General features: G+C 34.2%; 25 protein-coding genes. 20 read left to right on the forward strand and 5 right to left on the reverse strand.

The annotated features are described in order from the left end of the window. The 6 genes from ACTNDN_RS00670 (at position 1) to ACTNDN_RS00695 (ending at position 6,422) form a co-directional block, all read left to right on the forward strand. On the forward strand, positions 1-930 hold the full coding sequence (locus tag ACTNDN_RS00670; RefSeq protein ID WP_031538881.1) for a peptidase U32 family protein: 930 nt from the start codon (positions 1-3) through the stop codon (positions 928-930). A 19-nt stretch (positions 931-949) separates the two neighbouring features. After that, positions 950-2,218, forward strand: a complete 1,269-nt coding sequence (locus tag ACTNDN_RS00675; RefSeq protein WP_031538882.1) for a peptidase U32 family protein — start codon at positions 950-952, stop codon at positions 2,216-2,218. Positions 2,219-2,223: 5 nt separating this feature from the next. Beyond that, positions 2,224-2,859, forward strand: coding sequence for a uridine kinase (udk, locus tag ACTNDN_RS00680; protein ID WP_031538884.1), 636 nt, complete (start codon positions 2,224-2,226; stop codon positions 2,857-2,859). Positions 2,860-3,311: 452 nt separating this feature from the next. Beyond that, positions 3,312-3,788 carry a transcription elongation factor GreA gene (gene greA, locus ACTNDN_RS00685; protein WP_031538886.1) on the forward strand — a complete coding sequence of 159 codons (477 nt, stop codon included), beginning with the start codon at positions 3,312-3,314 and terminating at the stop codon, positions 3,786-3,788. 94 nt (positions 3,789-3,882) lie between these two features. Further along, positions 3,883-5,631 carry a peptidoglycan D,D-transpeptidase FtsI family protein gene (locus ACTNDN_RS00690; RefSeq protein ID WP_349204601.1) on the forward strand — a complete coding sequence of 583 codons (1,749 nt, stop codon included), beginning with the start codon at positions 3,883-3,885 and terminating at the stop codon, positions 5,629-5,631. A gap of 149 nt (positions 5,632-5,780) precedes the next feature. Further along, on the forward strand, positions 5,781-6,422 hold the full coding sequence (locus ACTNDN_RS00695; RefSeq protein ID WP_251627486.1) for a DUF1510 family protein: 642 nt from the start codon (positions 5,781-5,783) through the stop codon (positions 6,420-6,422). A 46-nt stretch (positions 6,423-6,468) separates the two neighbouring features. Here the strand turns inward: ACTNDN_RS00695 and ACTNDN_RS00700 are convergent, their stop codons facing one another. Next, positions 6,469-6,681: a YrzA family protein gene (locus ACTNDN_RS00700; protein WP_031538889.1), complete on the reverse strand. Its 213-nt coding sequence runs from the start codon at positions 6,679-6,681 to the stop codon at positions 6,469-6,471. A 231-nt stretch (positions 6,682-6,912) separates the two neighbouring features. On the opposite strand from ACTNDN_RS00700, the gene ACTNDN_RS00705 reads away from it, so the two are divergent. From ACTNDN_RS00705 to ACTNDN_RS00735, 7 genes are all read left to right on the forward strand, one after another. Then, a complete protein-coding gene (locus ACTNDN_RS00705) occupies positions 6,913-7,563 on the forward strand; it encodes a class I SAM-dependent methyltransferase (protein WP_235247900.1) in 651 nt (216 codons plus the stop codon). 1 nt (position 7,564) lies between these two features. Further along, positions 7,565-8,257: a 5'-methylthioadenosine/S-adenosylhomocysteine nucleosidase gene (gene mtnN, locus ACTNDN_RS00710; protein ID WP_349204600.1), complete on the forward strand. Its 693-nt coding sequence runs from the start codon at positions 7,565-7,567 to the stop codon at positions 8,255-8,257. Between the two features lie 142 nt (positions 8,258-8,399). Further along, on the forward strand, positions 8,400-9,323 hold the full coding sequence (gene cysK / locus ACTNDN_RS00715; RefSeq protein ID WP_441130447.1) for a cysteine synthase A: 924 nt from the start codon (positions 8,400-8,402) through the stop codon (positions 9,321-9,323). Further along, positions 9,324-10,457 (forward strand): bifunctional cystathionine gamma-lyase/homocysteine desulfhydrase, encoded by a 1,134-nt coding sequence (locus tag ACTNDN_RS00720; RefSeq protein ID WP_441130448.1) that lies wholly within the window; start codon positions 9,324-9,326, stop codon positions 10,455-10,457. Between the two features lie 471 nt (positions 10,458-10,928). Further along, a complete protein-coding gene (locus ACTNDN_RS00725) occupies positions 10,929-11,078 on the forward strand; it encodes a YrzI family small protein (protein WP_081836691.1) in 150 nt (49 codons plus the stop codon). Between the two features lie 26 nt (positions 11,079-11,104). Continuing rightward, on the forward strand, positions 11,105-11,257 hold the full coding sequence (locus ACTNDN_RS00730) for a YrzI family small protein (protein WP_235247931.1): 153 nt from the start codon (positions 11,105-11,107) through the stop codon (positions 11,255-11,257). Between the two features lie 23 nt (positions 11,258-11,280). Further along, the gene (locus ACTNDN_RS00735; protein WP_081836693.1) at positions 11,281-11,421 is read left to right on the forward strand and encodes a YrzI family small protein; all 141 of its coding nucleotides are present in this window, start codon (positions 11,281-11,283) and stop codon (positions 11,419-11,421) included. Between the two features lie 201 nt (positions 11,422-11,622). Here ACTNDN_RS00735 and ACTNDN_RS00740 read toward each other — a convergent pair whose 3' ends face one another. Continuing rightward, positions 11,623-13,560, reverse strand: a complete 1,938-nt coding sequence (locus ACTNDN_RS00740) for a fructose-bisphosphatase class III (protein WP_031538897.1) — start codon at positions 13,558-13,560, stop codon at positions 11,623-11,625. Positions 13,561-13,865: 305 nt separating this feature from the next. Here ACTNDN_RS00740 and sigK point away from each other — a divergent pair, with 305 nt between their 5' ends. Continuing rightward, entirely contained in the window at positions 13,866-14,585 is a 720-nt protein-coding gene (gene sigK / locus ACTNDN_RS00745) for an RNA polymerase sporulation sigma factor SigK (protein WP_031538899.1), read from the forward strand. 159 nt (positions 14,586-14,744) lie between these two features. On the opposite strand, the gene ACTNDN_RS00750 is transcribed toward sigK, so the two are convergent. Next, positions 14,745-15,059, reverse strand: a complete 315-nt coding sequence (locus ACTNDN_RS00750) for a hypothetical protein (protein ID WP_031538901.1) — start codon at positions 15,057-15,059, stop codon at positions 14,745-14,747. A gap of 295 nt (positions 15,060-15,354) precedes the next feature. Here ACTNDN_RS00750 and ACTNDN_RS00755 point away from each other — a divergent pair, with 295 nt between their 5' ends. The 5 genes from ACTNDN_RS00755 to ACTNDN_RS00775 all read left to right on the forward strand — a co-directional run bounded on the left by ACTNDN_RS00755 (position 15,355) and on the right by ACTNDN_RS00775 (position 19,018). Next, on the forward strand, positions 15,355-15,807 hold the full coding sequence (locus tag ACTNDN_RS00755) for a hypothetical protein (RefSeq protein WP_197030898.1): 453 nt from the start codon (positions 15,355-15,357) through the stop codon (positions 15,805-15,807). Between the two features lie 122 nt (positions 15,808-15,929). Beyond that, positions 15,930-16,691, forward strand: coding sequence for an N-acetylmuramoyl-L-alanine amidase (locus tag ACTNDN_RS00760; RefSeq protein ID WP_235247933.1), 762 nt, complete (start codon positions 15,930-15,932; stop codon positions 16,689-16,691). A 126-nt stretch (positions 16,692-16,817) separates the two neighbouring features. Continuing rightward, on the forward strand, positions 16,818-17,033 hold the full coding sequence (locus ACTNDN_RS00765; protein WP_031538904.1) for a hypothetical protein: 216 nt from the start codon (positions 16,818-16,820) through the stop codon (positions 17,031-17,033). A gap of 22 nt (positions 17,034-17,055) precedes the next feature. Further along, the gene (locus ACTNDN_RS00770) at positions 17,056-17,196 is read left to right on the forward strand and encodes a hypothetical protein (protein WP_349204595.1); all 141 of its coding nucleotides are present in this window, start codon (positions 17,056-17,058) and stop codon (positions 17,194-17,196) included. A gap of 37 nt (positions 17,197-17,233) precedes the next feature. Then, on the forward strand, positions 17,234-19,018 hold the full coding sequence (locus tag ACTNDN_RS00775; RefSeq protein WP_031536565.1) for a M3 family oligoendopeptidase: 1,785 nt from the start codon (positions 17,234-17,236) through the stop codon (positions 19,016-19,018). Between the two features lie 125 nt (positions 19,019-19,143). On the opposite strand, the gene pssA is transcribed toward ACTNDN_RS00775, so the two are convergent. Beyond that, positions 19,144-19,683, reverse strand: a complete 540-nt coding sequence (gene pssA / locus ACTNDN_RS00780) for a CDP-diacylglycerol--serine O-phosphatidyltransferase (RefSeq protein ID WP_235247943.1) — start codon at positions 19,681-19,683, stop codon at positions 19,144-19,146. A gap of 122 nt (positions 19,684-19,805) precedes the next feature. Between pssA and ACTNDN_RS00785 the strand changes: the two genes are divergently transcribed. Continuing rightward, a complete protein-coding gene (locus ACTNDN_RS00785) occupies positions 19,806-20,597 on the forward strand; it encodes a phosphatidylserine decarboxylase (RefSeq protein ID WP_031536567.1) in 792 nt (263 codons plus the stop codon). 197 nt (positions 20,598-20,794) lie between these two features. On the opposite strand, the gene ACTNDN_RS00790 is transcribed toward ACTNDN_RS00785, so the two are convergent. After that, positions 20,795-20,935, reverse strand: coding sequence for a sporulation histidine kinase inhibitor Sda (locus tag ACTNDN_RS00790; RefSeq protein ID WP_048719030.1), 141 nt, complete (start codon positions 20,933-20,935; stop codon positions 20,795-20,797). Positions 20,936-21,075 lie beyond the last annotated feature (140 nt).

A 21,075-nucleotide genomic window follows, 5' to 3' on the forward strand; every position in this document is an offset into this window, starting at 1 on the left:
ATGAAAAAACCGGAATTACTAGTAACGCCAACCAGCATAAATGATATTGAGCCACTTATTGATAATGGAGCAGATGCATTTGTGATTGGTGAGCAAAAATTTGGTTTGAGATTAGCTGGTGAATTTGATCGTGAGGCAACAAAAAAGACGATTGAAATAGCTCACCAAAGAGGAAAAAAGGTTTATGTAGCTGTAAATGCTATTTTTCATAATGATAAAATAGAGGATGTAACAGAATATCTTCGTTTTTTAAATGATGTGAAAGCAGATGCTGTTATCTATGGAGATCCAGCTGTTTTAATGATTGCTAGAGAAGTAGCTCCAAGCTTGAAATTACACTGGAGTACAGAAACGACAGGAACGAACTGGTATACGTGTAATTACTGGGGGCGAAAAGGAGCGAAAAGAGCAGTTCTGGCGAGAGAAATTAGCATGGATGCTATTATTGAAACAAAAGAGAACGCAGAAGTAGAAATAGAAATTCAGGTTCATGGAATGGCAACAATGTTTCAATCAAAACGTACTTTGCTAGAACACTATTTCCAATATCAAGGGAAAGAAGTGGAATTGGAAGCGAGCAAAACGGATAAGAATTTATTTCTTCATGATAAAGAAAGAGCAAATAAATACCCTATTTTTCAGGACGAAAATGGTACGCATATTATGAGTCCAAATGATATTTGTATTATTGATGAGCTTCAAGACCTTATAGAAGCTGGCGTTGACTCTTTTAAAATTGATGGTCTTCTAAAAGATTCAGCATATATTATTGCAGTTACTGGTTTTTATCATAAAGCAATATCCATGTACTTAAATAATCCAGGTCAATATGACGAAGAAAAAGATAATTTACTTGCTGAAATAGAAAAAATTCAACCACCTAATAGACCATTAGATACAGGATTTTTCTTTAAAGAAACGGTTTACTAAAAAATGGAGGAGAAGGGAAATGACTATAGTTAAAGATCCTATTTCTGAAATAAGAGATGGAAAAAGAGTAATTATAAAGAAACCGGAACTATTAGCACCAGCTGGTAATCTAGAAAAATTAAAGATCGCTGTTGCTTACGGGGCAGATGCTGTATTTATTGGTGGGCAAGAGTATGGACTTCGTTCGAATGCTGGAAACTTCACTTTTGAAGAAATGAAAGAAGGAGTGGAGTTTGCGAAGAAATATCAGGCGAAAGTATATGTAACAACTAATATTTTTGCACATAACGAAAATATCGATGGATTGGAAGATTACTTATTAGGTTTACAGGCAGCAGGTGTTCACGGAATAATAGTTGCCGATCCTTTAATCATTGAAACTTGTCGACGAGTAGCACCGGAAATTGAGGTCCATTTAAGTACACAGCAATCTCTTTCAAATTGGAAGGCTGTTCAATATTGGAAGGAAGAAGGATTAGAACGTGTTGTGCTTGCTCGTGAAACAAGTGCTGATGAAATAAAAGAAATGAAAGAAAAAGTAGATATTGAAATTGAAACCTTTATCCATGGTGCGATGTGCATCGCTTATTCAGGCCGTTGTACATTAAGTAATCATATGACTGCTAGAGATTCAAATCGTGGTGGTTGCTGTCAATCCTGTCGTTGGGACTATGATTTATACAAGCTAGAGGGAGAAGAAGAACAGGCTTTATTTACGGATGGGGATGCCCCTTTTGCAATGAGCCCGAAAGACTTAAAACTAGTTGAATCGATTCCTCGTATGATTGAACTAGGTATTGATAGTTTGAAAATTGAAGGTAGAATGAAATCTATTCATTATATAGCAACAGTTGTTAGTGTATATCGTAAAGTTATTGATGCTTATTGTGCTGATCCAGACAACTTTATCATTCAAGAGGAGTGGCTAAAAGAACTGGATAAATGTGCAAATCGAGAGACAGCACCTGCTTTCTTTGAGGGACAGCCAGGGTATAAAGAGCAAATGTTTGGAAATCATAGCAAAAAGACTACATTTGACTTTGCTGGTTTAGTGCTGGATTATCAAGAAGATACAAAAATGGTAACATTACAACAAAGAAACTTCTTTAAACAGGGGCAGGAAGTCGAATTTTTCGGTCCAGAAATCGATAATTTTACAATGGTTGTTGAAAAAATTTGGGATGCAGATGGCAACGAAATCGATGCAGCAAGACATCCGTTACAGATTGTTAAATTCAAGGTGGATCACCCTGTTTATCCAAATAATATGATGCGAAAGGAGCTTTAATTAGCATGCAGCCGAAACCAGTAGTAATAGGTGTCGCAGGTGGCTCCGGTTCTGGAAAAACAAGTGTGACAAAAGCTATATTTGACCATTTTAAAGGACATTCCATTTTGATGCTCGAACAAGATTATTATTATAAAGATCAATCTCATTTACCTTTTGAGGAGAGATTGAAAACAAATTATGATCATCCTCTCGCATTTGATACGGAGTTATTAATAAGCCACATTCAAAAATTATTAAATTATGAGTCAGTGGAAAAGCCTGTATATAATTATGCCATGCATACCCGTTCAGAGGAAACGATACTAGTTGAGCCAAAGGATGTAATTATTGTTGAAGGTATTTTAATTTTAGAAGATGAAGGTCTAAGAAATTTAATGGATATGAAGCTGTTTGTGGATACAGACGCTGATTTGCGTATTATCAGAAGATTGATGAGAGATATCAAAGAAAGAGGAAGATCCATTGACTCCGTGATTGAACAATATGTAAATGTAGTTCGCCCGATGCATAATCAATTTATAGAACCAACGAAAAGATATGCAGATGTTATCATTCCAGAAGGCGGCCATAATCATGTAGCAATTGACTTGATGGTTACAAAAATTCAAACAATTCTTGAACAAAAATCGCTTTTATGAAACAATAGATAGTATTCATTAAAAAGTACTTAGATAAATTTAGGCTGGGACAAAAGCATTTAGAGAGTCCGACTTTATAGATTTACTATTTAGTTTGATCCCAGCTTCATTTTTCCCAATAATGATTATGTAAGTACCAATAAGTTAAGATAACAGGAAGAAGAGGAATAGAGTGTTAGAAGGCAATGGAGGAAACAAAGTGAACTTCATTAAAGGGAATCAATTTTCAACAAAAACCACTAATCAAAAAAAAAATGTTTAAACAGAACGGTTAATCTGGTAGAAAATGCTTTCTTTTTTCCTCAATCCGTATTAAACTCATTCTATTAGAAAAAAGCGCGTCTATCCAAAGTTGTCGTGCTAGTATCTTTAATACATAATTTATTAGGGGCTTTTAGAAGAGCATATATGTTATTTTTTCTATTAATCCCATACTTGAAGGAGTGAAGATTTTGGCAATTGAAAAAGAATTTCCAATGACATTAGCAGGTAAAGAAAAATTAGAACAGGAATTAGAGCAATTAAAAACGGTAAAACGTAAAGAAGTAGTAGAACGTATTAAAATTGCACGTAGTTTCGGAGATTTATCTGAGAACTCAGAGTATGATTCAGCGAAAGAAGAGCAAGCATTTGTCGAAGGTCGTATTACGACAATTGAAAATATGATTCGTAATGCAAAGATAATCTCTGAAGACGAACTTGATCGTGACACAGTTTCTCTTGGAAGCTCTGTAACCTTTATCGAGCTTCCAGATGGAGAGGAAGAAACATATACCATCGTTGGTAGTGCGGAGGCAGATCCGTTTGAAGGGAAAATTTCTAACGATTCTCCAATTGCCAAAAGCTTATTCGGAAAAAAAGTTGGAGACAAGGTAATTGTACAAACTCCAGGTGGAGAAATGAATGTACAAATCGTTACAATTAAATAAGTATGATTTAAATAAGTTGGTAACAATATAAAAAGTTATCATGACTTGTTTATAAAGGAGACACCTCGTCAACACTCTTGATGAGGTGTTTTTTATGTGGAGAAAAAGAATAGTTGGCATTGGCATTGTTTTTTTATTTGCCCTTTGTGTTTTGCTTGGTCGGTTAATACAAGTTCAGTTAGTAGAGACAAACCATTTTACTAAGCATAATATTAATTTGGTGGAAGCAAGTGTAAAGCAAAGATCTCAGGAAATGGAATTAGACAATGGTCGGGGAACCTTTCTTGATAAAAATGGGGATGCTCTAACACATCAGACAAAAGCGGTTTTAATATTATTTCCATTTTTAAATAAAATGGATTGGGATAGCAAAAAAGTAGCGGATATTATTGGGACAAGTGAATACAATGTAAAGAAAAGTATAGTAGATGCCGAAGATCCAGTAGTATTTGGAGGTAAGGAACCTTTAGAATTAACAAGCAGTCAAATGTCTGCTATCAATAAGCTAAAAATACCAGGTGTATTTGCTGCGGAGAAAAAATTTCATATCAATAACAATATGGCTGAACAATTGCTTGGTATTACTGGACAAAACTACGAAGAACTTCAAAAGCGTTATCCAGATAGAGAACTATCAAGTAATACATTAATTGGCTTAACCGGATTGGAAAGAAGTTTTGATGAATTTCTGTTGCCAGATGGGGAATCAAAGCTTGTTTACCATGTAGATGCAAAAGGAGGACCGCTATTTGGCTTAAATGTTAAATATGTAGAACCAGCGAATCCTTTTTACCCTGTCAATGTTCGAACTACGATTGATACGGAATTACAAGAGATGGCTGAAAGATTAGTGGATGAACAAGGCATAAAGAAGGGTGGACTTGTTCTGTTGGATCTCGAGGATAATTCTGTTGCAGCCATGGTGTCAAGACCAAAGATAAATAAAACAAATCCATATCAGACAGACGGAGTAAATAACTATATGCTGAAACAGCAAATTGTTGGATCTGTTTTTAAAACCGTCATCGCAGCTGCCGCAATTGATAACAAATTGGATGACCCTAATAGGCAATTCAATTGTAGTAAAAAGATTAACGGTGACCCAGACCCAAATTATCAGCATGGGATGCTAAATTTTACAGAAAGTTTTGCTGTTAGCTGTAACAATACATTTGGAACATTAGCAAAAGAATTAAAAGACATAGATGAGAACTTAATCGAAGAATATGCCGAGAAATTATCCTTAACTAGTTTAGTTGGCTGGGAAGGAAGTGTTTTTCATTCAGCAGATTTTCAGCAGTTTAGTGGAGAAGAAAAGGGGAGAGTGTTTCTTAATGCGGAAGCAAAACAGGACAAAAACTTTGTTGCATTAACAGGTATCGGCCAACATGAAGTTCGAGTTACACCACTAGCTGTTGCCAATATGATGGCTACCATTGCTAGAGGAGGGACGAAGGAAAGTGTACAAATCGTATCAGATATTCAATACAAAAATGGAACGACCTTTTACTCTTTTGATAAACAAGAGCTAGACGGGGAAAGTTTATCTCCTTATACTGCATCAAGACTGCAACAGCTATTAAGAGAAGTTGTTAGAAAAGAGAAAGGGACCGGGAGATGGTTTCAGGATCTTCCTTACACGGTTGCGGGTAAATCAGGAACGGCGGAAACAGGCGTATTTCAGGATGGTAAGCAGCTTCATAATAAATGGTTTGCAGGTTACTTTCCATTTGATAAACCTAAGTATGCTTTAGTAGCGGTAAATTTAGATGTCTTTTCAGATGAAGGGGGAGTAAATCAACTTTTTGCCGATGTAGTAAAGGGGATATATGAAAAGCAGTAAGCTCAGGGACCGATAAAGGAAAATACATAGGGTTCCTACTTTTCTAAAAGCGTACTAACATGTTAAAATATGAACAGTGAAAAAGAATTTGAATGGGAAGCCGTGCTTATATAGATAGAATGGAAGAAGTCAATAGGAGGAGAAACACCTTGAGTAAAGAAATAAATAATGAAAATAGCACAAGATATCAACAGAGATCCAAGAGAAAGAAAACGAATCTTATTTTGAATGGGTTAATTATCGCCGTAATTTTATTAATCGGATTCGTATCTTATTCTATTTTTCATACGAACGATGAAAATAATGCAGATAAAAAACAATCGAGCGGTACGAATACAGGTCAGGAAGCAACAAATGACGAAACAGCTTCAACAACTGAATCTGACGAAGCAACGAATGAGGAAGATACACAAGTAGATGAAGAAGCAGCGGAATCGGAAAATGGAGAAATGGTAACAGAAGGGGGAAGTGATTCCAATGTAGTCAAGACAATAGAGAATTCTTCCTGGGAGCCAGTAGGAACAACACAAACTGGTGAGCATGTTGCATCATATTCAGAAGGTGTGGATTGGAAGGAGCAAGTAAAAGCCTTGTCCTATGCGACTGGATTAGATAGTAATAATATGACGGTGTGGTTCCTTGGCAATAACAACAAAGATCCACAAAAATCAATAGGGACCGTTTCTTCGAAAGACCAATCTGAAAAATATAGAGTGTATATTGAATGGGTTGACGGAAGCGGTTGGAAACCGACAAAAGTAGAGGAAATAAAAGATTTAAATATTCGTTAAGAGTGAAACTGGAGGAAAGACTCTCCAGTTCTTTTTTTGGTTTGTATTAAAAATTCTTTTTCAGTTTGAAATGCACAACAGCTGTATAATAAGGCCGCCCATTATCTAGTAAAGTAACCTGATGAGAAACTGAGTGCACTGAGAGTAGAATGGATTTATTTACTTCAATCTGTTCATTTATTTTTTTCTCGATTGTTTTCAAACTCTCGCCTTCAAAAAATTCTACTTTATCTTCGATTAATTCTAATTGAATATTCATGTATAACTCCCTTTCTACTACTAGTAAAAATATCATAACATAAGCAAACGATGGAAGAATAATAAAATAATGAAACACGCAAAAGAGAGTTATTAAAAAATAGGGAATTAACTTACTATTTTAAGTTTGTTGATAACAGGAAGAAAGATATGATAAATTAAGAACAAGAAATATTTTAAAGCATAGTATACTGATAGGAATTGTATATTATAACAACAGGGGTGCAAAGTTATGGGAAAAGAGTTCCTAGAAATCTTTGAACAATGGGCTGAATCTTATGATGATAGCCTCACTAATGATATCGAATATGAAGAAGTATTTTGTCATTATGACCATATATTAAACAATGTTGCTAAGCGTTCCACTGGCCATGTTGTAGAATTTGGACCGGGAACTGGGAATCTAACACTTCAATTGATTAAAAAAGGATTTAAGGTTACAGCGATTGAACCATCAGCTGCTATGCGAAAAATTGCAAAGGAGAAAATTGGTGCAAGAGCACAGCTAATAGAAGGAGATTTTCTCGAATTCAAGTTAGATTTTATACCAAATACATTTGTAAGTACTTATGCATTTCATCATTTAACCAATCAAGAAAAAGAGGAAGCGATTAAACAGTATAGTAATTTCCTGCCTATAGGTGGTAAAATAGTGTTTGCTGATACAATGTTTGTCACGAAAGAAGCATACGATGAAGCAATAAAGGTAGCGACCGAAAAGGGACAGCAGCATTTAGCAGAAGACTTACAAAGAGAATACTATACAACAATCCCTTTTCTAACGGAAATCTTAGAGAAAAATGGCTTTTCTGCTCATTTCGAGAAGATGAATGATTTTGTTTGGATTATGGAAGGGGAAAAAATAGACGAAAGAGGTAAATGAATTGAAAATCGCAATTATCGGGGCAATGGAAGAAGAAGTAACTTTATTACGTGAAAGAATAACAAACAAGAAAGAACACACAATCGTTGGATTTCAATTTGTTGAAGGGCAATTATACGGTAAAGAGGTTATCTTACTTCGATCAGGTATAGGAAAAGTAAATGCGGCAATGAGCACAACAATCCTCCTTCAGACATTTGAACCAGATTATCTTATTAATACTGGATCAGCAGGGGGACTAAATCCTGAATTAGAAGTAGGAGATGTGGTTATTTCTAACGACGTGCGCCATCATGATGTTGATGCCACAATTTTTGGTTATGAATATGGGCAAGTTCCACAAATGCCTGCAAGTTTTAAGGCAAATGAAAGGTTAATTGATATAGCTGAACAGAGTGCCAAGGAAATTGGAAATCATGCTGTAGTAACAGGTTTGATTACAACAGGTGATTCGTTTATTAATCAACCTGAAAAAGCAGCATTTATTAAATCAAAATTTGATCAACTACAAGCAGTTGAAATGGAAGCAGCGGCTATTGCTCAAGTAGCATATCAATATAACATTCCATTTGTTATTATTCGTTCCTTATCTGATATTGCTGGTAAAGAATCCTACTTATCCTTTGACCAGTATTTAGAAAAGGCAGCTGTACATTCAGCAAATCTAGTTATGGGAATCGTTAGCAGAATCTAAAAGCGGCGGAGGGTTAAAAACCCTTCACCTTTCTTTTTCTATAAAGTAGAGTAATCCAATCAGAATAATAAGAAGTAATTATTTTATGGATACCACGAAATTTTCAACAAAAAGGGTAAGAATAAAATAGGGGGTGTAGAGTTTGAATGTTTATCAAAATGTACATCAATTAATTGGCCATACACCTATTGTAGAACTGACAAATTTTCCATTACCTAAAAGTGTTCGGTTATTTGCAAAGTTAGAATATTATAATCCTGGTGGAAGTATTAAAGATCGATTAGGCTATGAATTAATTCAAGCAGCATTACAAAGTGGAAAGCTAACTAAAGGTGGAACGATTATTGAACCTACTGCAGGGAATACAGGAATTGGGCTGGCACTAGCAGCCTTAAATACAGGAGTAAAAGTAATGGTTTGCGTACCAGAAAAATTTAGTATGGAAAAACAAGCAATTATGAAGGCATTGGGAGCAGAAATTATTCATACACCAACCTCATTAGGAATGAGTGGTGCAATAGAAAAGGCAAAGGAATTGCATCAAGAAATTCCTAATTCTTATATCCCAGGACAATTCGAAAATGAAGTGAATCCAAATACGTATTATAAAACGCTAGGGCCAGAAATTTGGGAGCAATTAAATCATCAAGTCGATATATTTGTCGCCGGAGCCGGAACGGGTGGTACCTTTATGGGAACGGCTCGATATTTAAAAGACCAAAATCCAGCTGTTAAGTCAGTAATAGTAGAACCAGAAGGCTCTATTTTAAATGGTGGACAAAGTGGACCCCATAAAACAGAAGGAATTGGAATGGAATTTCTGCCAGATTTTATCGATCGAAAATTTTTTGACCAAATCTATACGGTTTCAGATTCAGATGCTTTTCATTATGTAAAGCTTGCTGCCGAAAAGGAAGGTTTACTTGTCGGTAGTTCTTCAGGCGCAGCTCTTTATGCAGCTGTTCAAGTAGCGAAGAAAGCAAGAAGTGGTAGCAATATCGTGGTGATTTTTCCAGATTCTAGTGATCGTTATATAAGCAAAAAAATATTTGAGGGAGGAATTTAAATGAAAAGAAAAACAAAATTAATACATGGTGGAGTTCCAAGTGATCCACATACTGGCGCAGTAAATGTTCCTATCTATCAAGTGAGTACTTATAAACAGGACGGTATTGGAAACCATAAAGGATTTGAATATTCCAGAACTGGTAATCCAACTCGTCATGCATTAGAAGAACTCATTAAGGATTTAGAAGAGGGAACAAGAGGTTTTGCTTTTAGTTCCGGTATGGCAGCTATTACTGCGGTCATGATGCTATTTAAAAAGGGTGACCATATATTATTAACAGACGATGTTTATGGTGGAACTTTCCGAGTAATGACAAAGGTATTAAATAAGTTTGGTATCGAGGCAAGTTTTGTCGATACCAGTGATATTAGCAATATAACAGAAGCAATAAAAGAAAATACAGTTGCTTTGTATATCGAAACCCCAACCAATCCGTTATTAAAAATAACAGACATCGAGGCAGCTTCTCATGTTGCGAAAGAAAATGGCTTATTTACGATTGTAGATAATACATTCTCTACGCCATATTGGCAAACACCATTAACACTAGGGGCGGATATTGTGCTTCATAGTGCAACAAAGTATTTAGGTGGACATAGTGATGTCGTCTCTGGATTGGTAGTCGTTAAAGATGAAAAATTAGGAGAAGATCTTCATTTTGTTCAAAATTCAACAGGCGGTGTTTTAGGACCAAATGATTCTTGGCTTCTTATCAGAGGGATGAAAACACTTGGAATACGTATGGAGGAACATGAAAGCAATACAAAGCAAATTGTCTCATTTTTAGAAGAACATCCTGCCATTTCAAAGGTATATTATCCAGGTCTAAGCACACATCCAAATCATGAAATAAGCAAGAAGCAAGCACTAGGTTTTGGAGGCATGGTTAGCTTTGATGTTGGAAGTGCAGAAAACGCTGATAAGCTTTTAAAGAAAGTCAAGTTCTTCACCCTAGCAGAAAGCTTAGGGGCTGTAGAAAGTTTAATCTCTGTTCCGGCAAGGATGACACATGCTTCAATCCCAGCAGAAAGAAGAGCAGAGCTTGGGATAACTGATGGTCTTGTAAGAATTTCTGTTGGACTAGAGGATGTAGAAGATTTAATCGAGGATTTAAAGCAAGCACTACAATAATTTAAAAATAAAAAGGGATATCAAATAGTATGGCTATTTGATATCCCTTTTTATCTTGACTCCTTGTCTGTTTGAAAAGATTAAACAAAAATAGGAGAAATCACTAAATAACTGTGGGTAGCCGTCTAAATTTTAAAAAAAGGTTTACAAAGCTGGCATTGGAGGATATAATTACCAATGTGAGATAAAAAAATTCTAAGGAGGTTGAATAAAATGGAAAGATTTTTACCAGAATTAAACAGTGTACTAGTAATTGAATATGCAATATACACGAATTCAACCACTTCGGAATGGGAAATTTTATCTTAGTTTATTCTAACTAGAAAATATCCAACCGCAGGGTAGTCGTGTCCTGCGGTTTTATTATGTCTATTTTTAAACCGCAGATAGGTCTATTTGCGGTTTTTTTGTGTGCTCACGAGAAAAAATTCCATTTATGGTAATAATTGATTAAAGAGAGGTGTAAAGGAAATGACATTAAATCTAATTCTTCTAACGGTTACGATTAAGAAAAAGCAGTATACAAATGCTGATTGGATGCAAGAAATGGAAATGAAAAAAAGAATCGAGGAAAATCGTAGAAAACTCGACGAAGTAGGCTATTTAAGAAATGGGTTATAAAAAGTGCTCTCTTAGGAGGTGAAGAAATGACCTTAAGTATATTCTTTATAACAATAACGATTCACTTTAAAAAGATGACAAACGAAGAACATGCTCATTTACAGGAAATTGAGCAAATGTATGAAGAAACAAAAACAAAACAGATTCGTTCTGGGTACTTTTCCCATAACAATTACTAAAAATGTATAAGGAGTGAAAGGAAATGACGTTAAATATGCTATTTTTTACAATTACTATTCATCAAAAACAGATGACAGAAGAAGAAATACGACATCAACAAATTATTGAGGAAATAATGGAAGAGAATAGAAGAAAGCAATTGTCTGCAGTACGCTTTTTATAAAAATTAAGATAAGAACGAGAGGTGGAAGAAAGATGTTTTTAATTATCCTGCAGTGTCGACAATCAATCTTATGGGCAGATAAAGATACTGACTAACGAGGGAACTTATAGAGAAAACATAGTAGGCCAAACTGTGCAACAATTTCTGTTAAAACAACAAACAATCAGTGAATAAGGAAATCCACTGATTGTTTGTGTCTTTTTATTTTTTTATATAGCGATATTCCAATAACTGATTTAAATCGTTCATTTGCTCCAATAACTTTTCTCCAACATTGGTTTCTAATACCTTTTTCCGTTGAAGCTCCCTATCAACAACTCTTTTTACAGATAATACATCTGTACCATTTTCGAGTACATCCTCTTTGGAAGTAAACCGTTTATGTGCAACTAATTGCATTCCGTAAGAATTGTATAATAAGGTATACCCCGCAATTCCTGTTTTTGATTGATATGCTTTGGAGAACCCGCCATCAATAACAATCATTTTTCCATTTGCCTTAATTGGATTTTCCCCATTTATTTCAGCAACAGGAGTATGTCCGTTAATGATATGCCCCTGGTCAGGATTTAATCCGAACTCCTGCAATATATTGCGGCAAATATCTTCTTGTTCTCGCAAAAAATAATAGGCATTCTTTTTTTCTTTATGTGTCTCTTTCTCATTTATAAAATATCGCTCAAACGTAGTCATATCTTTTTTGCCAAATAAGGAGGAATTCTCGCCAGTCCATAAATACCAAACTAAATCTGTAGCAAAGTCATCAGTTATTTCTGGATGATTGAAGCTATAGCGTAAATAGGATTCAAATAAATCAAACAATTCTTTTCCTCTATACTCTTTCCCATCTATTTGCATCGTTTTCATTGAACCGTCCTCATTTAAAGGAATACAGCCATGGATTAATAAATTACTATTGTATTTTAAATAAAGACTTCCTTTGTTCATTAAAAAGTGTATATGTCTCGCGAGCTTTTCTGAATGCTGTATCGAAAAAAGCAGTTTATTTATGACTTGTTCTTCTTCTTTTAAAAGAAGAGAGGGATCTTCTGGATTGATTGTATTAAAGCAAGTATTTTCTAATGAGAAAATTTTTTCATTAAAATTAATTGTGTTCGTTTCATAATCAATTTTTTCTAGTAAAAGACGATGATGCATTTGAAAATCAGGGCGTCTTTTAATAATAGGCATTTCCAATTTAAATTGAATGATAGATATAGCTTGATGAATTTTGGTAATTTGTAATATATTTTCTTCTGTATTCTCTTCTTTTTTTGCATTCATTTTTGGGCGGAAAGCTTTATTATCTTTATAATATTTATTTGCTAAGTTTAAGAGAGGGCGCAAATTGATTCCATATGCATCCTCGATAATATCTAAATTATCGTATCTCGCACATATTCGAATAATATTAGCAAGACATACTTTTGATCCAGCAAATGCACCGATCCATAATACGTCATGATTTCCCCATTGAATATCAACTGAATGGTAGTCCATTAATGTTTCCATTATTTTGTCAGGATAGGGACCCCGGTCATATATATCGCCTACTACATGTAAATGATCGACAACGAGTCTTTGTATGGTATAAGCTAGTCCAATAATTAATTTATTTGCTTGTCCTAATGAAATGATTCTGTTAATGATGCTTGAATAATAATCCGTTTTATTATTCAATTCATTTTTTTCATACAATAATTCTTCAATAATATAAACAAATTGTGGTGGTAATGCTTTTCGAACTTTTGAATTTGTATATTTGGAAGATGCATATGATACTAATCGAATCATTCTTTCGATTGTATCTGCATACCAGGCATCCAGTTCATATGTATGTATAAATGAATTAACTACTCTTTTTAGTTTTTCTTCTGGATAATAAACCAATGTGGCAAATTCATCGATTTCGGCTTTGGAAAGCTCTTCTTTAAATAAATCACGAATTTTTTCTTTCACATTTCCTGAACCATTTCTTAAAACATGTTGAAAGGCATGATACTCACCATGCAGGTCACTGACAAAATGCTCTGTCCCTTTCGGAAGGTTCAGTATGGCGTCAAGGTTTATTATTTCAGTTACCACTTTCTCTTCTGAATCATACTTTTCTGTAAGTAAATCTAAATATTTCGTATCCATCTTGGCTCACCCCCATGTAATAGAAAAAGCTATCAATATATATTATACAAGGAATAAGCGAGAATTTAGTAATTAATTTAAAATATTTGGAAAATAATTCTAATGTCCCTTTTGTTTTGGAAATAAAGATTTAGGTATTTGTCTTCTTTGATGAGATGCTCCAGATATTACCCATAATTGCTTAGAAATAAACTAAAATAAAATAGATTTTCCTAAGTTTATTGTCACGTGGACATGCAAGACCTACTCCCTATTTACATAGTAATGAAGTATAGGCAAATGTCCTTGAATGTGGAGGTGGAAAGATGTCCGGAATCTTATTGTCGCTTGGAGCTTTATTAAAAGAATTAGTATTCCTTGTTTCCTATGTAAAAAATAACGCATTTCCCCAACCATTATCAGCGAGTGATGAAAAAAAATATTTAAGGTTGATGGCTGAAGGAGATTCCCATGCAAGAAATATGTTAATAGAGCATAACTTGCGCTTAGTTGCCCATATTGTGAAAAAATTTGAAAATACAGGTGAAGATTCAGAGGATCTAATTTCGATTGGAACCATCGGTCTTATAAAAGGGATAGAAAGCTTTTCAGAGGGAAAAGGGACGAAATTGGCTACTTATGCGGCTCGGTGTATAGAAAATGAAATCCTAATGCATTTAAGAGCACTGAAAAAAACAAAAAAGGATGTATCCCTGCATGACCCCATTGGTCAGGATAAAGAAGGAAACGAGATTAGCCTCATTGATGTTTTGAAATCAGAATCAGAAGATGTTGTAAATACTATTCAGTTGAATATGGAGCTTGAAAAAGTGAAAGAATATATTGATGTGTTAGATGAAAGAGAGAAAGAAGTAATCATTGGAAGATTTGGACTCGATTTAAAGAAGGAAAAAACACAACGAGAAATTGCGAAAGAACTAGGAATTTCAAGAAGCTATGTTTCTCGGATTGAAAAAAGAGCTTTGATGAAAATGTTTCATGAGTTTTACCGAGCAGAAAAGGAAAAAAAGCGCAAAAATGATTAGCGTTTATACATAAGGATGTTATAAAAAGGTGCATTCTTATGAGGGTAAAATTTTTTCATTAGCTTGAAATTGTAAAAAGAAAGTAATAGGAAAATAGAAGGCTAGAAGAAGCATCTAAAGTCATTGGATAAATCTATGACTAGGTGCTTTTTCTAATCCTTAATATTTCACATAGTGGATAAACTCTGTATTATCTGTAGCTACGGTTTTTACTATATCGCCCTGCCGATTTTTATAAATCTCATATTCACGATAAACCTCTACAATAAAGCCATCCTCTTCTTTCGTCTCTTCTAATTTGTATTCCAGTTCGGGTGCACCGAATATTTCATCTGTATTACTTGAAACCTCTTGATCTTCATTTGTTGGACTATAAAAGAGAACCTGATTTTTATTGATGCTGGCCGTTGGGGTTTCTATGTATGCAATAAAAGCAAGAAGTACAATAACCAATATAAAAGAGATTTTTTTCACAATTAATCTCCTCCTTCCATTTCATTGTATGCATGTCCTTTAGAAGTATGCGAACAAGAAACGAAGGAGTTTTTTAGAACTGGAAAATTTAATCATTTTTATCTATAAAATATCATATCGTAAAAAGTACATGCCTTACTATTATTGAAAGACTGGAGGCTAAGCATCTAGCGTGAAAAGAAGAATAAACAAATAATCTTCAAATCGTGTAAATATTTTATAATAATTGTAATATAAATGAAATATAAATGTTTCTTTCAAAAGGGTTAGAGCTAACGGAAGGGGTTGAAGATTGGTGTTTAGGAGGCTGCTGCTAGTTATCTCACTATTGCTATCTATCCTTACTAATGGACCGAATCATGAAAAAAATGAACTTATAGCAAGTAATCAGCAAGATCAAACGATTGTAACTATTTCTGAGATAAAAGATATGGTTAGAAATATGCAAACAAAAGCAGACGTCAACTCCATTCTAGGTAGGAACTATCAAGAAATAAGAGGAGAATTGTACAATAATACTGTATGGAGATTTGATTTGTATCCCGTCTCAAACTATCAATATATGTCAAAATTTGACACGGTAGATTCTGAAGGTTTACAGGAAGGATTAGTGAAATATATTATTTTTATCAGTTTTGGTGAAGAGGATAATATTATCAGTAAATCTATTTATTATTGCGATATAAAAGGAAATATTTATGAAGTAAAATATATTGAGAATACAGAAAAAGAAGTTATACTATTTTAATCATACATTCGATGAAGTCATCTTGATTATGTTACTAACTATCTACTTTTTCATAATACTTAGGCTTTCAAACAAGCGATTTTTCACCACCTTTCTATACTATTAGAAAGGTGGTGAAAAGTATGGTAAAAATTTTTATCGATCCAGGTCATGGTGGCTCTGATTCTGGTGCAGTAGGAAATGGATTACTAGAAAAAAATATCACATTAATGGTTGCACAAGAAATCAATCTTATACTTCAAAACGAATATGAAGATATTGCTATTCGAATGAGTCGTACGGGAGATGCTACAGTGAGCTTGTCAGAAAGAACAGAGGCGGCTAATAACTGGAATGCTGATTTTTATCTTTCTATTCATATAAATGCTGGTGGTGGAACAGGCTTTGAAAGCTATATATATCCAGGGATTGGTGAACCTACAACAACTTATCAAGAATTAATTCATGAGCAAGTAGTTGCTGATACAGGCTTTATTGATAGAGGAAGGAAGCGTGCAAATTTCTATGTGTTAAGAGAAACACGTATGCCTGCATTATTAACAGAAAATGGTTTTATCGATACAACGTCAGATGCTAACCGCCTAAAAGAAAGCAATTTTATTGTGAAAATTGCTAGAGGTCATGTCCTTGGTTTAGAAAAAGCATTTTCATTAACAAAAAAGCAATCTAAGCCAATATACCGTGTGCAAATTGGTGCATTTTCAGAAAAAGTAAATGCGGATAACCTAGCAGCACAAGCAAGTGAAAAAGGATTTGAAACAGCCGTTCTATTTCGAAATAACCTCTATATTGTACAAATTGGAGCCTTTAGCAGTAGAAATAATGCCGAGCAATTGGCTGCAAAGGCAGAAGATGCAGGTTTTTCGACTTATCTTTCTAATTAGTATAGGAGAATTAGTGAATATATAAAGCAATTTTTGTGATAGAGGAAAATCATTAGAAAATAGGACAATTGCCTAAAACATTGGGTACAAATAAAGAATATTTTATAGAAGAGAGGAGGAATATTAATGGTTGGTTATGGATACCCGAATCAAATACCACCAGCTGTTCCACTTGGAGGAGTAGGACCAACTCCAGTTGGATATGGATTTGGAGCACCTTATGCTGCATACGGAGGCGTATATGGAGGTTCCAGTGGTGTCTGGTATGCATTCTTAATTATTCTGTTTATTGTTATCATTCTTTTTTGGGGTGTTTGGGTATTTGGTGGCTACTTTCGTTAATAAGCATGAAGGATAAGAGAAAATGGAAAGAGCCCCGAAAATCTTCGGAAACAGTCATCGTATTAACCATCAATGGGGAAGAAAGAAATTCCCATTGATGGAAATTTTACTTTATTTACGATTCTTAAGAAAGAATGGAAATATTCCGATATTCGAACTATAATAGCATAGTAGTTACTAAGAAAGGAGCTAATAGAATAATGAGTAGAATAGCCTATCAAGAAACATGGGATTTAGATGGATTATTTCCTGGAGGAAGCCATTCTCCCAAGTTTAGAGAGCACTTAGCGATATCAATGGATGAAATAGCTAAATTATCATCATATGTACATAAATTTGAGCCATTGAAAGAAGCGATGGACGGCGATGCTTTGCAACAAATTGTGGAACAATTTGAAATTGTTGTAAAAAAAGTAAGACAGGCAGGTGCCTTCGTAAGTTGTTTAGAGGCACAAAATATGGAGGATAAAGAGGCGAGCGCATTAAGAGGGAGAGTAACCGAATTAAGTGCAACCTTTCAAAATGTATTAACTATTCTGGACGGGAAATTATCCTTATATAGTGACATGGAATGGGATTCCTTATTCAAAGGAAATGAATTAGAACAACTTTATTTTGTCCTGTCAGAAAGAAGAACTGCAGCTAATGAGAAATTATCTGAAGCAGAAGAAACGCTTATAAATAAACTAAGTGTTGATGGATATTATGGTTGGGGCCAAATGTATGATACGATTGTTGGAAAAATCCAGATTCCTTTTCAAGAGGAAAAACTATCTATTGGACAAGCTGCAAATAAATTTTCTAGTCCAGATCGTTCGGTTCGTAAAAGGGTGTTTTCAGAATGGGAAAAGGCATGGGATGCTCATGGAGAAGTTCTCGCAAAAACATTAAACCATTTAGCTGGATTTCGATTAAATGTTTATGGAATGAGAGGGTGGAATAACTTTCTAAAAGAACCGTTAGACATGAATCGCATGCAAGAAAAAACACTGCAAGCAATGTGGAGTGCCATTTCTAAAAAGAAACAGCCTTTTGTGCAGTTCTTGGAAAGAAAAGCAAAACTGTTAGGGTTAGAAAAGCTGAGTTGGTATGATCTGGATGCACCGCTAGGTAAGGTAGAAACAAAAATGTCTTATCAGGAGGGTGCTGACTTTATTATTAAGCACTTTGAACAATTCGGAACAGAGATGGCTATTTTTGCAAAAAAGGCATTTGAAGATAGATGGATTGAAGCAGAAGATCGAAAAGGAAAACGACCTGGAGGATTCCATACTTATTTTCCAGAAAGTGCCCAATCACGCATCTTTATGACATATTCTGGTACTCCATCAAATGTCTCAACCTTAGCCCATGAGCTAGGTCATGGTTTTCATACTTTTGCGATGAGAGATATGCATACATTAAATAGGAATTATGCAATGAATGTTGCAGAAACAGCCTCTACATTTGCAGAGATGATTGTTTCAGATGCGGCTGTGAAAGCTGCGTCCACGGAAGAAGAAAAGCTAGTATTACTAGAAGATAAAATACAGCGTTCTATTGCATTATTAATGAATATTCATGCTCGTTTTCTATTCGAAACAAAATATTATGAAGAAAGACAAAACGGACAAGTTTCTAAGGAGCAACTAAACACACTAATGTTGGCTGCGCAAAAAGAAGCATATGGAGATGCTCTATCCGAATATCATCCTTCTTTCTGGGCTTCAAAATTACACTTCTTTATAACAGGGGTACCTTTTTATAATTTTCCTTATACATTTGGTTTTCTATTTTCTCTTGGGATCTATGCAAAAGCATTAGAGGAAGGAAAAGGTTATGAGGATAAGTATATTTCACTATTAAGGGATACAGCAAGTATGACAGTAGAAGAACTGGCTTATAAACATTTACAAGTTGATTTAACAAAAGAAGATTTTTGGAACAGTGCTATTCAGCTTTGTATAAATGATGTAGAAGAATTTTTGGAGCTAACAAATGAATGAATTTGATCTAAGCAAATCAGATTAAGCATTTTCAAAATAAAGAGACCTCATAAATCTAGCTTGGTTATAGCTACTTTATGAGGTCCTAGTTTTTTTTTAAATAAAATAATGCGTTGTAAGTGTAGTTAAATTTTTCTCCATCTAAAATTTCCAATCATTAATACAGAAAGGATTAGCATGAGGAATAAATAAATATGAAGTGGCAGATATGCGAGCCATAGACAGCTAAAGGTCAGGATACAACCAGCAGCTGTTATTGGTAAGCCTGTAAAATAACCATGACTTTCTGTTATATTAAATCTAGCTAAGCGAAAAGCTCCACACACAATATAAAGGACTGTAAAAAATGATCCTGGTGCTCCAAATTCAAATAGAACTCCTTGATATACTAATAGTGCTGGCGCTACTCCAAATGAAATAATATCACTCATCGAATCAAGCTGTTTGCCTAGTTCTGATTCAATATTAAATTTTCTTGCTGTCATTCCATCCAGGCGATCTGCTAATGCTGCAATAAAAATTAATAATAGACTTAATTGTAGATGTCCCTTTAAACTATAAATAATTGCCAAAGCACCTAAAGAAATATTTGTTAAAGTTAATACATTAGCTAATTGTGTTTTAATCTTCTTCATCGTTTGTTCTAAGACTTCATGTAAAAACATTTATATTCACTCCCAGTATGAAATGAATTTCATACAACTATTTTTAATATAATCATATATAATTTTAATGTAGTATATGAATATTCGTAAAGAAAAATTTTATTTATTGGAGGATTGCTTCGTTGAAAGAAAGAGTATATCGCCATTGTATCGAACTAACGAATGGAAGATGGAGCTCCGCTTTAATTAAGAAATTTGCCTATTCTAAATGGAGCCGTTATATGATTCCTTCCTTTGCAAAGGTATATCAAATAAATATAGGTGAAATGGAAAAACAGTTAAATGAATACCGTTCATTACATGAATTCTTTATTAGAAAATTAAAAGCTAATAGTCGAAAAATAGATGCCGTTGCAGGAGAGATCATTAGTCCTGTTGATGCAGTGATTGAAGATATTGGAAAAGTAAAGAGCGATCAATCCATTATCGTGAAAGGAAAAACGTATTCTATTTATGATATGCTTGGAGACGAAAAAATAGTTAAAAAATATGTTGGAGGAACTTATCTTATTTTTTATTTAAGTCCAAGTCATTATCATCGAATTCATTGTCCTGCAACAGGTATAGTGATAAAACGTTGGACTCTTGGAAATAAATCGTATCCTGTTAATAAATATGGCTTAAAGTGGGGGAAATCAACTCTATCTCGGAATTATCGGTCTATAACTGAAATTAAGACCGAAGAAGGAACTGGCATTTGTATGGTAAAAGTTGGAGCGATGTTTATTAACTCGATTATACTAAGTCATCATAAAGAGCACTTAGTACAAGGAGAGGAAATGGCTTATTTTTCTTTCGGTTCTACAGTTGTTTTACTATTTGAAAAAAATACTTTTATACAGAAAGACTTTCCTTCTATGCCATATCCGGTTAAAATAGGAGAGGTTATTGGCGAAATGAGAAAAAAAGTATAGACTAATCTTTCAAAATTAATGGCTAAGTATGAGTCACTTTGCTTTTTCTTTGTTACCAAAGCAAGGTGTTTTCTGCTGCCATTTTGTATTTTATATAGATATAGTAACTTTTATGTAGCGTAAATAAAAAAACAGCCTAAATGAAAGGGCTGTTTTAAAGTGTATATATAGTTTTATCATTTTTCTTTGTCACTTAATCAAGAGGAAACTTTTATCTTGTTGTTTAAAGAACGTCGGTGAATTTCAGTTTCGATGAGACGAATAAATTCAGGGCTTAAATTAAGTTCCCTAGCTTTATGGTAAGACTCGATCAATAATTCATCTGACAATTTACGCATGCCAGAAACACCTCCATTCAAATCAAAAATAAGTACTTCTTTCTAGTAACATATAAATATGTATTACCTGTGATGCCGAAAAAATTTTTTTTGTTATTCTATTAAGATGAAAGTAGTGCTTTGAAAATGGGCACCATACA

Origin of the sequence: Niallia sp. HCP3S3_B10 (assembly GCF_052064465.1) — a bacterium.
Classification (GTDB): Bacteria; Bacillota; Bacilli; order Bacillales; family Cytobacillaceae; genus Niallia; species Niallia hominis.